Origin of the sequence: uncultured Desulfovibrio sp. (genome assembly GCF_944324505.1) — a bacterium.
Lineage (GTDB): Bacteria > Desulfobacterota > Desulfovibrionia > Desulfovibrionales > Desulfovibrionaceae > Desulfovibrio.
This window is the reverse complement of the sequence record NZ_CALUWO010000004.1, coordinates 169,972-182,235: the sequence shown is the minus strand read 5'-3', so window position 1 is coordinate 182,235 and position 12,264 is coordinate 169,972. Positions and strand designations below refer to the sequence as shown.

9 protein-coding genes and 1 riboswitch are annotated in these 12,264 nt (G+C 62.8%); of the genes, 8 read left to right on the top strand and 1 reads right to left on the bottom strand.

Going from position 1 to position 12,264, the window contains the following annotated elements; genetic code table 11:
* The first annotated feature begins 131 nt into the window (after positions 1–131).
* Positions 132–1,037, top strand: a complete 906-nt coding sequence (locus Q0J57_RS06550) for a DUF2333 family protein (protein ID WP_297218475.1) — start codon at positions 132–134, stop codon at positions 1,035–1,037.
* A gap of 321 nt (positions 1,038–1,358) precedes the next feature.
* On the opposite strand, the gene Q0J57_RS06545 is transcribed toward Q0J57_RS06550, so the two are convergent.
* Positions 1,359–2,393 carry a LysR substrate-binding domain-containing protein gene (locus Q0J57_RS06545; protein ID WP_297218474.1) on the bottom strand — a complete coding sequence of 345 codons (1,035 nt, stop codon included), beginning with the start codon at positions 2,391–2,393 and terminating at the stop codon, positions 1,359–1,361.
* A gap of 258 nt (positions 2,394–2,651) precedes the next feature.
* Here Q0J57_RS06545 and Q0J57_RS06540 point away from each other — a divergent pair, with 258 nt between their 5' ends.
* The 7 genes from Q0J57_RS06540 to larA all read left to right on the top strand — a co-directional run bounded on the left by Q0J57_RS06540 (position 2,652) and on the right by larA (position 11,815).
* Positions 2,652–3,791, top strand: a complete 1,140-nt coding sequence (locus Q0J57_RS06540) for an ABC transporter substrate-binding protein (protein ID WP_297218472.1) — start codon at positions 2,652–2,654, stop codon at positions 3,789–3,791.
* Between the two features lie 66 nt (positions 3,792–3,857).
* Positions 3,858–4,751, top strand: a complete 894-nt coding sequence (locus Q0J57_RS06535; protein ID WP_297218470.1) for a branched-chain amino acid ABC transporter permease — start codon at positions 3,858–3,860, stop codon at positions 4,749–4,751.
* Positions 4,751–5,788 carry a branched-chain amino acid ABC transporter permease gene (locus Q0J57_RS06530; protein WP_297218468.1) on the top strand — a complete coding sequence of 346 codons (1,038 nt, stop codon included), beginning with the start codon at positions 4,751–4,753 and terminating at the stop codon, positions 5,786–5,788. Before Q0J57_RS06535 ends, Q0J57_RS06530 begins: the two co-directional genes overlap by 1 nt.
* Positions 5,785–6,573 carry an ABC transporter ATP-binding protein gene (locus Q0J57_RS06525; protein ID WP_297218466.1) on the top strand — a complete coding sequence of 263 codons (789 nt, stop codon included), beginning with the start codon at positions 5,785–5,787 and terminating at the stop codon, positions 6,571–6,573. The genes Q0J57_RS06530 and Q0J57_RS06525 overlap by 4 nt, the downstream gene beginning before the upstream one ends.
* On the top strand, positions 6,566–7,288 hold the full coding sequence (locus tag Q0J57_RS06520; RefSeq protein ID WP_297218465.1) for an ABC transporter ATP-binding protein: 723 nt from the start codon (positions 6,566–6,568) through the stop codon (positions 7,286–7,288). The genes Q0J57_RS06525 and Q0J57_RS06520 overlap by 8 nt, the downstream gene beginning before the upstream one ends.
* A 240-nt stretch (positions 7,289–7,528) precedes the next feature.
* Positions 7,529–10,270, top strand: coding sequence for a pitrilysin family protein (locus tag Q0J57_RS06515; RefSeq protein ID WP_297218463.1), 2,742 nt, complete (start codon positions 7,529–7,531; stop codon positions 10,268–10,270).
* A gap of 240 nt (positions 10,271–10,510) precedes the next feature.
* The gene (gene larA, locus Q0J57_RS06510) at positions 10,511–11,815 is read left to right on the top strand and encodes a nickel-dependent lactate racemase (RefSeq protein WP_297218461.1); all 1,305 of its coding nucleotides are present in this window, start codon (positions 10,511–10,513) and stop codon (positions 11,813–11,815) included.
* A 266-nt stretch (positions 11,816–12,081) separates the two neighbouring features.
* Positions 12,082–12,260, top strand: a riboswitch (cobalamin riboswitch).
* The last annotated feature ends 4 nt before the right edge of the window (positions 12,261–12,264 follow it).

Genomic DNA, 12,264 nt, shown 5'->3' with positions numbered 1-12,264 from the left:
CCTGTTAGGGCGCGGCTGGTAAGAAAGCCTTACAGGCGCATATGAAGAACCACCGGCTTTGCCGGTGGGTTCCTTTTTTCGTTACTTTATTTTCTGTCCATAACGCGGCCTGGCCGCACAGGAGTCGTATCATGAATCCCATGAGCAAACTGCGGGTCATCGCCAAGACCCTTATCGTGCAGGTTTGCCTGCTGGCAGGCATCATTATTTTTGCCTGGGCCACGCAGGCCCTGTACAGCAAGATAGATCGCACCACCTTCCCCGACGCATTCAGTCTGCCTGCGGACGCTGCCAGCCTCAGCGAAAACGAAAAGGGCAAACTGCTGATTGACGCCATCACCTATCAGCTGCGGCGCGAACTGGATTCCACCTTCGGCTGGAGCTACAATGACGTCATCTTTAACCGCTTCCTGCTGGACAACCGGGCTTCCCGCCAGTATGGCGTCTACCATGCCACCAAGGTGCTCATTGACCTGTATTCCATGGAAATCGCCAAGCTGGGCGCCAATGACCGGGAAAGCAGCGAACTTTACACGGCCCGCATCAATAATTTTGCCTATGACCCGCGCGGTTTCCTCTTCCCGTCTGCCGAAGGGCAGTACAAGAAGGGGCTGGCGCAGGTGGACAAGTACAAGGCGTCGCTGGATTCCGGCAAGGGCGTCTACAACTGCCGCACGGATGACCTCTATTCCTCCTTCAATGTGGTGGTGGGACAGAACCTGCTGGGCTATGCCCTGGGCCTGCTCTATGATGCACAGGACCTGCCGTTCTACACGCTGGACAACCGTATTTACGAGGTGCAGGGCATTGTCCTGGTGGTACGCGATTTTGTGCGGACCCTGTATGAACTCTATCCCGAGATCGGGCAGAAGAATAATGCCGAAAACATGGCCGCTGCCATGGAATACATGAACAAGATATGCACCTATGATCCGCTCTACATCACCTCGTCCTTCAATTCCGGCGAGCTGATCATTTCTTATCTCATGTTTGCCAAGGACCGGTTGGAAGACATCCGCAACAGCATACGCATCTAGGACTGGGGCAGGGGACGGACCGCCTGACCGGCGCAGCCGGTGCGGTCCGTCTGCCGGAGGATAGCGGCCGCTGCCCGTGCGGGAGCGGTCATGCGCAAAAGTGAGAAGGGGGGCCTGTGCCCCCCTTTTTTTGTCCTGACGCACGAGGGCGCGCGGAGAAAACGCCGGGAACGGGCAGCGCGAAAGGGCACCCGGCAGGAGAAGCGGCGGTTACGCTGCCCGCGTGATTGCGGGAAACGGCAGGGCCACGCGGCGGACAGACGGCAGGGACAGCCCGGCTGTGCGGGCTGCACGCGGGCGCCTCCCGGCTTGTTCGGCGTGTCAGGAGGCCTGGGGCAGCTGCGGCGCAGCGTCGGCCCCGGACGCCGGCGATGCCTGGGCGGCGTCTTTGTCCGCGGAGCCGATGCGCTCGAGCCAGTCCACAAAGGTGCTGACAATGGCCGGCGTATGCCGGCTGCGGGGCCAGACGGCGTAATAGGCGTGGCTGGACTCCAGGGGGGCCAGCTGGGGAAAGGGCATGATGAGGCGCTTTTCGTGCAGCAGGTCTTCCATGAGGCGGGTCCGCCCCAGGGCAACGCCCAGGCCGTTGGCCGCGGCCAGTGAGGCGGCATAGGCGCTGTCAAAGATCATGGAGGGGCTTTTCTGGATGTCCAGCCCGTGCCGGCTGGCCCATTCCTGCCATTCGGCCGTGACCGTGCAGAAGTGCCAGGGGGCCGAATCATGCAGCAGGGTGCAGCCGGCCAGATTTTGCGGCCCCTCTTCCAGCCTGTGGGCAGCGGCATAGGCCGGCGTGCAGACGGGCACGGCATTTTCGCCCATGATGCGTCGGCTGGCCAGCCCGGTAAAGCTGCCGCTGCTGTAGTACAGGGCCACGTCCACCCCGGATTCATGGCTGAAATCCGTGGGATTGTTGCCGGTACGGATATTGATATGCAGATTGGGATGCTCGGCCTGAAAGCCGGGCAGGTGGGGAATGAGCCAGCCCATGGCAATGCTGGGATGGGCAAAGATGGTCAGGCTGCTCAGGCCGTCGTCATCCAGCAGGCGGGAGATTTCTTCCTGTATCTTGGCCAGGGCGGATTCATAGACGGCCCGCAGGCGCTCCCCTTCCACGGTCAGGGTCACGGAGCGGGTAAGGCGGTTGAACAGGGGGAAGCCCAGCACCTGTTCCAGCCGCGCGATGCGGTGGCTCACGGCGCCCGGCGTCAGGCACAGGTGGCGCGCGGCGGCCTTGAAGCTCATGTACCGGGCGGCAATGACAAAGGTTTTGATGATGAGCAGGTTGGCGTCATCGCTGAGCACATTGGCAATACTGCGGGCATGCTCGCGCGTGGCGGGATCGGAGGTACGTTTCATGGGCCGCTCTGGGTTTGAAAGTGCGAGGGCTGCCCGGCCTGCTTGCCGAAGGGCAGTCTGCTATCTTCGCGTAAACATTGCCTGTTCGTCAATACGTCGTCCCTGGCTGCGCCACGCGGCGGCAACAGGGCTGGGCGGGCAGCGGACGCCGGCTTTCCGACTTTGCAGCGCAGCCGGATTTGTGGTAACCGACAGGTGTCGATGCGACGTGTGTCGCTGCCGTATTTTTATTCACCCATAATCACCGGAGTTTCAACCATGAAGTTGAGCAAACTCGCTGGGCTGGCGCTGCTGGCCCTGACTTTCGGTCTTGCCGGACAGGCTCTGGCCGCGGAACCCATCAAGATCGGCGTCTATCTGCCCCTGACCGGTCAGAATGCCTTTGGCGGTCAGCTGGAGCTGGAAGGCGTCCAGCTGGCGCATAAGGAAATGGGCACCGTGCTGAACCGTCCCGTGGAACTGGTTGTGGTGGACAACAAGTCCGACAAGGTGGAAGCCGCCAATGCCGTGAAACGCCTGACCGAGCGTGACAAGGTGGTGGCCATCATCGGCACCTATGGTTCCTCCCTGGCCATGGCCGGTGCGGAAATCACCGAAAAGGCCAAGGTTCCCGGCATGGGCACCTCCTGCACCAATCCTCTGGTGACCATGGGCAAGAAGTACTACTTCCGCGCCTGCTTCATCGACCCCTACCAGGGCGCCGCTGCGGCCACCTATGCCTATGATATCCTGGGTCTCAAGAAGGCCGCCGTGCTCATGGACATGACCAATGACTATGCCGTGGGTCTGGCCAACTTCTTCTCCCGCTCCTTCAAGAAGCTGGGCGGCGAAGTGGTGGCCAATCTCAAGTACAGCTCCGGTGACCAGGACTTCACGGCCCAGCTCACCGAACTCATTGCCAAGAAGCCCGACATCGTCTTCATGCCCGCCTACTTTGCCGAAGGCGCCATCATCATGAAGCAGGCCCGTGAACTGGGCGCCAAGTTCCGCCTCATGGGTGCCGATGCCATGGACAATCCCGACACCGTGAAGCTGGCGGGCAAGGCGGCCGAAGGCTTCCTGCACACCACCTTCCCCTATGATCCCACCATGAAGGACATGAGCGCCGAAGCCAAGAAGTTCACCGAAGCCTGGAAGGCTGCCTATCCTGAAAAGGAAACCAACGTGAACGGCGCCCTGGGCTACAACAGCTACTTCCTCATCTACGACGCCATCAAGCGTGCCGGTTCGGCCAAGCCCGCCGACATTGCCAAGGCCCTGGCCGAAACCAAGGGCCTGGTGACCCCGCTGGGCACCGTTTCCATCAATGCCACCCACGATGCGGAAATGCCCGTGGGCATCATTGAATACAAGGACGGCAAGCGTGTGTATGTGGGCACGGTAACGCCCAAGCAGTAACCTTTCAGCAAGACAACGACTGCCGGAAGGCGCTCCCTTCCGGCAGTCGTTCCGTCAGGTGGCCCCATGACTGTTGACATGTTTTTTCAGCATCTTTTCAATGCCCTGACTCTCGGGTCACTCTATGCGCTCATTGCCATCGGCTATACCATGGTCTATGGCGTGCTGCGGCTGATCAATTTTGCCCACGGCGATATTCTGATGGTCGGGGCCTATTTTGTTTTTTTCGGCACCTTTGCCTTTGGCTGGCCGTGGGGCGTTGCCGCCATTCTGGCCATTGCGGGTGCCAGCCTTCTGGGGGTGATCATCGAACGGGTGGCCTACCGGCCCCTGCGCGATGCCCCGCGCATTTCGGCGCTTATCAGCGCCATTGCCGTTTCCTTTTTCATTGAAAGTCTGGCCGTGGTTGTCTTTTCCGGCCAGCCCCGCCCCGTGCTGCAACCGGAATGGCTCATTTCGGAATGGCAGCTCGGATCGGTGCGCATTCTCAAGCTGACGGCCGTGGTGCCCGTCATCACCGCCGTGCTGGTGGCCATGCTGCTCTATGTGGTCTATCGCACCAAGCCCGGCCTGGCCATGCGCGCCATTTCCAAGGACATTGAAACCACACGCCTCATGGGCGTGCGCGTGGACAATATCATTGCCTTTACCTTCTGTGTGGGGTCGGCGCTGGCGGCCATTTCCGGCATCATGTGGGCGCTGCGCTATCCGCAGGTGCATCCCTACATGGGCATCATGCCCGGCCTCAAGGCCTTCATCGCCGCGGTTTTCGGCGGCATCGGCTCCATCCAGGGGGCTGTCATCGGCGGCCTGGTGCTGGGCGTGGTGGAAATCATGACCGTGGCCTTCCTGCCGGAATTTTCCGGCTACCGTGATGCCTTCGCCTTCATCCTTCTGGTGCTGGTTCTTGTGGTCAAGCCCACCGGCCTGCTGGGTGAACCTATGAAGGAGAAGATCTGATGCGTTTCAACCTCACCACGCTGCTCAACATTCTGCTCATCGTGCTGGTGGGCGCCGGCCTCTGGCTCACGGAGCGCCACGAGCTGCTGGGCGACTACCAGATATATATTGTCAAGCTCATCTTCATCAATGCCATTCTGGCGCTGTCGCTCAATCTCATCTATGGCTTCACGGGGCTTTTTTCGCTGGGGCATGCCGGCTTCATGGCCATTGGCGCCTATGTGGGCGCCCTGTGTACCCTGCTGCCCGAACAGAAGGAAATGATGTGGATTCTTGACCCCATCATTTGGCCCTTTTCCGTGCTGCACACGCCCTTTTGGGTGGCCGTGCTGGCCGGCGGCCTGGTGGCGGCCGTCTTTGCCCTGGTCATTGCTCTTCCGGTACTGCGCCTGGGGGATGACTATCTGGGCATTGCCACGCTGGGCTTTGCCGAGATCATCCGCGTGCTCATTGTCAACATGACCGCCATCACCAACGGTTCGCTGGGCATCAAGGGCATCCCGGCCGAGGCCACCCTGCTGACCTGCTACGCCTGGATGATCGTCACCCTCATTGTGCTGGCCCGGCTGCTGTTCGGCAATTTCGGCAATGTGCTGCGCTGCATACGCGATAACGAGATCGCGGCCAATGTCATGGGCATCAACGTCTTTGGCTACAAGGTGCTGTCCTTCTGTCTGGGGGCCTTCTTTGCCGGTGTGGGCGGGGCGCTGCTGGGCAGCCATCTGTCCACCATCGACCCCAAGATGTTCAATTTCCTGCTGACCTTCAACGTGCTCATGTTCGTGGTGGCCGGCGGTCTGGGATCGCTGACGGGCAGCCTGCTGGGCGCGGGCATCATCACCGTTCTTCTGGAATGGCTGCGCGCCATCGAGGAACCCATGGACCTGGGCTTTGTGGAGATTCCCGGCATTCCCGGCATGCGCATGGTGGTCTTTTCGCTGGTGCTGCTGCTGATCATCATCTTCCGTCGCGAGGGAATCACGGGCACGCGCGAGCTGACCTGGAAGGTCTTCGGCATCGGGAGGAAGAAGGCATGAGCGGCAATTCCAATATCCTGCTGCATGCCAGCGGCGTGACCATGCGCTTTGGCGGCGTGACGGCCGTTTCCGACATGTCGCTGGCCATACCGCAGGACAGTATTGTGGGGGTCATCGGTCCCAACGGAGCGGGCAAGACCACGCTGTTCAACGTGCTGAGCGGCTTTTACACGCCGCAGGAAGGGCGAGTGGACTTTGCCGGCCAGAGCATCCGGGGGCTTTCGCCGGACAAGGTCTGCCGGCTGGGCATTGCCCGCACCTTTCAGAACATCCGTCTTTCCACGCAGATGACGGTGCTGGAAAATGTCATGGTGGGCTGCCATGTGCGGCGGCACTGCCCGTGGTGGATGGCCCCCCTGGGCCTGCCCGCCTACTATCGGGAGGAAGACGCCATCCGCCAGAAGGCCATGCGTCTGGTGGAGCGCCTGGACCTGACCGCCTATGTGGAGGAAAAGGCCGGCAGTCTGCCCTATGGCGCCCAGCGTCGTCTGGAAATTGCCCGTGCGCTGGCCACGGAACCCCGGCTGCTGCTGCTGGATGAACCCGCCGCCGGCATGAATCCGCAGGAAAGCCTGGACCTCATGCACTTCATCGGGCATATCCGCAAGGAATTCGGCCTGAGCATCCTGCTCATCGAGCATGACATGAAGGTGGTTATGGGGGTATGCAGCTATATCTGGGTCATGGAATACGGCGCCCTCATTGCCGAGGGCACGCCGGAGGCCATACGCAGCAATCCCGAAGTGATCCGCGCCTACCTGGGGGACGAGGTGAAGCATGCTTGAAATCCGTAATCTCGATGTGCGCTATGGCGGCATCCATGCCGTGCAGGGGGTGAACATCTCCATCCGGCGCGGCAGCATCGTCACCCTGGTGGGAGCCAACGGCGCCGGCAAGAGCAGCATCATCCGGTCCATTGCCGGTCTCAACAAGACCGTGAGCGGCGACATCCTCTTTACCCGCAACGAGGGTGAGGCGCCCATGTCCCTCATGGGGCACAAGCCCGAAGACATGGTGCGGCACGGCATTTCCCTGTCACCGGAGGGGCGGCGCATCCTGCCCCATCTCACGGTAGAGGAAAATCTGCGTCTTGGCGCCTATATTCGATCTGACCGGGAGGGAATCCGCGAAGACCTGGAAAAGGTCTATGACCTCTTTCCACGGCTGCGGGAGCGCCTGTGGCAGAAGGGCGGCACCCTTTCCGGTGGCGAGCAGCAGATGCTTGCCGTGGGCCGCGCCCTCATGAGCCGGCCCACCATGGTCATGCTGGATGAACCCTCGCTGGGGCTTGCCCCCCTGCTGGTGCAGGAAATCTTCAGGATCATCCGCCGCATCAATGAAATAGGCATGACGGTGCTGCTGGTGGAACAGAATGCCTATGCCGCCCTCAACGTGGCCCATTATGCCTACATTCTTGAGGTGGGGCGCGTGGTGCTGGAAGGCCCGGGGCAGGAGCTGCTGGAAAATCCCAAGGTCAAGGAGGCCTACCTCGGCGGCTAGGCCCGGGGACAAAAGCCTGGTTTTCTCACGGGGGAGAGGTGCTTTCTGTAGGAAAGGCGCCTCTCCCCCTGATTTTGCAGCGGGGGCAGCCTGCCGGCAGCTGCCGTCGGGCGGTGCGGGCGCCTGGCAGGGCGACGCCCATAGGGCGAAAGCCTGCGGGCAGCCCTCTTGCCAGCGGGCCGGGGCGTGACTATGGTATCATGGTTCCAACGCAGGGCAGTTCGTGCCCAAGGAGACAGCATGAAACATCTGATACTGACGGGGCTGGCCGTGACGCTGCTGACGCTGAGCGGCCTGGCCCTTCTGCCCGGACAAGCCGGCGCGCAGGCCGGAGCACAGACCGGGGCACAGGCCGGGACGCAGGCCGGCAGTTCTCCGGCGGTGCCGGCCACGGCTCCTGTCCCGGCCGCCGGCCAGGAAGTTCTGACCCGCCTGAAGAACGGGCTGACGGTCTACATCATCCGCGATACTCGCTTTCCGCTGGTCTGCACCCGGCTGTACGTGGGAACGGGATCGGCCAATGAAAGCGCCAAGCAGGCGGGCATCAGTCATGTGCTGGAGCACATGGTCTTCAAGGGAACGGCGCAGCGCCCCAAGGGACGCATTGCCCGGGATGTGGAAGAGCTGGGGGGCTACCTCAATGCGGCCACATCCTTTGACATGACCTATTATCTGACTGACATGCCGTCCCGGCACTGGCGCACGGGCATGGATGTGGTCAAGGACATGGCCTTTCATGCCACGCTGGACCCGGCAGAGCTGGAGAGCGAAAAGGATGTCATTGTCTCGGAATTGCAGGGCAATGAGGATACCCCGCCCAGCCGGCTCTTTCAGGCGCTTCAGGTTTCCGGCCTGCACAACAGTGTGTACGGGCGCCCCATCATCGGCTTTGAGGAAACCATCCGCGCGCTGACCGTACAGGACCTGCGAGACTACATTGCCACCTGGTACCAGCCGCAGAACATGCTGCTGCTGGTGGCCGGCGACATTGACCCCGCGCAGGTGCTGGCCCATGCGCAGTCCCTGTTCGGTGATCTGGAAAATACGGCCGACCTGCCCATGCCGCCGGACGTGAACGTGGCGCAGGCCGCCGGCGGTCCGCAGGTGGAAGTGCTGCGCGGCCCGTGGAACAAGGTCTACATGGGCCTGGCCCTGCCGGTGCCCGGTCTGCGGGACGTGCGTTCCGTGGACCTGGATGTGCTGGCCTTTCTGCTGGGCGGGGATGGAACCTCCACCCTCTACCGCAAGTATCAGTATGACCAGCGCCTGGTGGACAGCATCAGCATGGGCAATATGAGCCTGCAACGCGCCGGGCTGCTCGTGCTCAACGCCACGCTGGATGTGAAGCATGTGGAAACCTTCTGGGACAGTCTCACCCGTGACCTGGCCGCACTCAATGCCCGCGACTTTTCCGACGAGGCCATTGCCCGGGCCATCTTCAATCTGACGGACTCCATGGACCGTGCGGGCGAAACGCTCAATGGTCTGGCCTCGTGGCGGGGCACGGTGCAGTTTGAACTGGGCGGCCGGGATGCGGAACGCAATCTGCGTCAGGCGCAGATGACGGTGGACAAGGCGCGCCTGGCCGAGGCCATTGCCCTCTGGCTGCGGCCCGAACGGGTGCGTGTGCGCGTGCTGGCGCCGCAGGATGCCCCGCTGCCGGACATGCAGGCCATTCTGTCCCGCAACTGGCCGGCCCCGGCCGGAACGGCAGACAGTGCGGCTCCGGCCGCCGGCAGCAGTCTGCCCACGGAAACCATACAGCTGGGGCCGGGGCGTCTGCTCAAGCTGCAACGGGACAGCACGGTGCCCTATGTAGCCATGACCTTTCAGCAGGGGGGTGGCAATGCCCTGCTGACGCCGGCACAGCAGGGGCTTGCCGAACTGACGGCCCGCACCCTCACCGACGGATATGGCAGCATGGATGCCCAGCAGGTGGAGCAGTGGTTTTCGGAACGGGCGGCCAGTCTTTCGGCGTCGGCCGGGCTTCAGACCTTTTCGGTAAGCATTACCGGGCCGGCCCGCTTTACCCGGGACTATTTCCGTCAGCTGGACAGCATGCTGCGCACGCCGCATTTCAGCCAGAAGGACATGGAACGGCAGGTGCAGAACATGCTGGCCGCGCTGGTGCGCCGTCAGGACAATCCGCAGGCCCTGCTGTTCTCGCGGGTGCGGCAGTTCCTGTTCCCGGGGCATTGCTACGGCTTTGACAGCCTGGGGACGCCCGACCAGCTGCGGCATATTACCCGCAAGGATGTACAGGACTTCTGGCAGCGTCAGTCGTCGCTGCCATGGGTGCTGACCGTTACCGGCGATATTGCGCCCGATGCCGTGCGGCGCTGGGCCGAAAGCCTGCCCGCGCCCGCTGGCAGCGCACCGGTGGTGCAGGCCCCGCAGTGGTCCGGGGAAAAGACCCTTGCCATGCAGATGCCGGGGCGCAATCAGGCCTATCTGCTGGAAGTCTTTCCCGCAGTGCCGCAGGATCATCCCGATGCGCCGGCGCTCATGCTGCTGGAATCCGTGCTTTCCGGGCAGAGCGGCCTGCTGTTCAACCGGCTGCGGGACGAGCAGGGCCTGGGCTATACGGTGACGGCCTTTTATCAGAGCCTGCCGGAAACCGGCCTCATGGCCTTCTATATCGGTACCACGCCCGACAAGGTGCAGCAGGCGCGCGAGGGCTTTGCCACGGTCATTGATACGGTCAAGACCGAGCTGCTGCCGGCCGCGCTGCTGGAAAAGGGCCTGAACCGCATGGAAGGCAGCTATTACCGCCAGCGCCAGAGCCTTGGGGCACGCGCCGCGGAATGCGGCACCGAGGCCATTCTCGGCCTGCCGGAAAACTTCCGCAAAACGCTGCTGGCAAAGGCCGCCACCCTGACGCCGGAAGACATCCGGGCCGTGGCCCGCAAGTATCTGGACGCCGACAAGCGCCGGGACCTGCTGCTGACGCCGTCGCCCAGCGCGACAGGTGAGGGCAGATAGTCCACGACAGGGAGGGAAGGTGACTTCCCTCCCTTTTTTGTCGCTTCGGAAAGCGTGGCGGTGAATCTTTACAGCCGGCAGGCGCATGGGCTAGAGAAGAGGATGCGGGTCCGAAGCCACGGCAGGGGCAGCCGGCAAACGGTGCCGGCGTGCCGTCTGTTCCGTCACGTTGCTTTCCGGCCAGGCCGGCACAACGCTGTGCGGGGCCGCAGTTCCACACCTTCAAGCGCGGAGTTTGCCATGTCCCTGCATGAACTGAAATACGGCGAAGGCGCGGTTTCCCTTCAGGTGCCTGACGGCTGTCTTGCCGCCGAGCTGCATCCCAACCCGGTGGACCTGCCCCGGATGTCACCCGAGGAGCTGGTGCGACAGGCGCTGGCCCGTCCTGTGCAGTCGCCCACCCTGGACAGGATCGTTTCCCCCGGGCAGAAGGTCTGCCTTGTCATTCCCGACATCAGCCGCCTCTGGCAGTCGCCCCATATCTACGTGCCCGCCATGGTGGAGGCCCTCAATGCCTGCGGCATCCCGGACCGTGACATGGTGCTGCTGGTGGCCACGGGGGCGCACCGTCGCCATACGCCGGAAGAGCATGCCCGCCTGGTCTCCGCCGACATTGCCCGCCGCATCCGCATAGTGGACCACCAGAGCACGGAAGCGGAAAATCTGGTCTGCGTGGGGCAGACATCCCGCGGCACGCCGGTATACGTGAACCGTGTGGCCGTGGAGGCTGACAGGATCATCCTGTGCAGCGGGGTGGTGTTTCATTTTCTGGCCGGCTTCGGCGGCGGCCCCAAGATGCTGGTGCCGGGCATCTGCGGGCATGAGACCATCCAGCGCCACCACAAGCTGGCGCTGGACCCGCAGACCGGCAGGGGCACCCGAGCCGATGTGCGCTGCGGCGTGCTGGAGGAGCGCAATGTCTTTCAGGCAGATCTGCTGGAAGGCGCGGCCCTGCTCAAGCCCTGTTTTGCCCTCAATGTGGTGACCGATGCCGACAACCGCATTGTGCAGGCCTTTGCCGGCCACTGGGTGGCCGCACACCGCGAGGCCTGCGCGCTGGTGGACGCCATGTACCGGGTGGACATTGCCCGGCGCACGCCGCTGGTGGTGGCCAGCGCCGGCGGCCATCCCCGCGACATGAACCTCTTTCAGGGCATCAAGCTGCTGAGCAATGCGCTGGGCGCTGTGGCCGAAGGGGGCACCATGATCCTCCTGGCCCGCACGCAGGACGGCTTCGGCAATGCGGAAATCGAGCGCCAGCTGTACGGCCTGGGCAGCATGGCCGAGCGGGAAGACGCGCTGCGCACGACCTTCTCCATCGGCGGCTACGTGGGCTTTCTCTTTGCCGAGGCGGCGGAGAAATATCACCTCATCCTGGTGACGGACATGGACCCGCAGTGCTTTGCCCGGACGCGCATTCATGCTGTGCCCACTGTGGACAAGGCCCTGGAGCTGGCCGCCACCTTCCTGGGCGGAAGCCTCGATGTGCCCACCACGGTCATGCCCTGGGGTGCGGCAACCCTGCCCCGCGTGGCAGGGGAGTAGGGCGGACGGCGCCCCGGCGGCGCATGGCCTGCCGGGTGCCGCCTTGTGCTGTCGGGCACATGCCTGCCGGCGCTCTGCACCGCTCTGGACTACGTAAAAGCACTATCTGAAATTTGTTTGTCCCGCCAAGTGCCTTGGACAACAGAACTTTTTTTCGGCGATGCCCGCAAATCCACGAATGGCGGGCATCGCCGGTTTTTTTCAGGTATTATAGTATGTTAGCAATGCAAGGTTTTTTTATTCGTTGACAGGGGAAGCCGCCTGCGCCATCGTAGGCCCACGAAAGCGCCCTGCTGAAGGGCCTAACAGGGAATCCCGTGAAAAGCGGGAGCGGACCCGCCGCCGTAAATCGCGCAACGCTTTTCCCCCGTGTGCCACTGCCTTGTCGGGAAGGCCGGAAAAGCGGCGATGAGCCGGAAGACCTGCTTTCGTCCATCATTATCTGTGAG

What these genes read in the sequence shown, in the direction of transcription:
- Q0J57_RS06550 (WP_297218475.1), top strand. Translation starts at nt 132, where the DNA reads ATGAATCCCATGAGCAAACTGCGGGTCATCGCCAAGACCCTTATCGTG.
- Q0J57_RS06545 (WP_297218474.1), bottom strand. Translation starts at nt 2,393, where the DNA reads ATGAAACGTACCTCCGATCCCGCCACGCGCGAGCATGCCCGCAGTATT.
- Q0J57_RS06540 (WP_297218472.1), top strand. Translation starts at nt 2,652, where the DNA reads ATGAAGTTGAGCAAACTCGCTGGGCTGGCGCTGCTGGCCCTGACTTTC.
- Q0J57_RS06535 (WP_297218470.1), top strand. Translation starts at nt 3,858, where the DNA reads ATGACTGTTGACATGTTTTTTCAGCATCTTTTCAATGCCCTGACTCTC.
- Q0J57_RS06530 (WP_297218468.1), top strand. Translation starts at nt 4,751, where the DNA reads ATGCGTTTCAACCTCACCACGCTGCTCAACATTCTGCTCATCGTGCTG.
- Q0J57_RS06525 (WP_297218466.1), top strand. Translation starts at nt 5,785, where the DNA reads ATGAGCGGCAATTCCAATATCCTGCTGCATGCCAGCGGCGTGACCATG.
- Q0J57_RS06520 (WP_297218465.1), top strand. Translation starts at nt 6,566, where the DNA reads ATGCTTGAAATCCGTAATCTCGATGTGCGCTATGGCGGCATCCATGCC.
- Q0J57_RS06515 (WP_297218463.1), top strand. Translation starts at nt 7,529, where the DNA reads ATGAAACATCTGATACTGACGGGGCTGGCCGTGACGCTGCTGACGCTG.
- larA (WP_297218461.1), top strand. Translation starts at nt 10,511, where the DNA reads ATGTCCCTGCATGAACTGAAATACGGCGAAGGCGCGGTTTCCCTTCAG.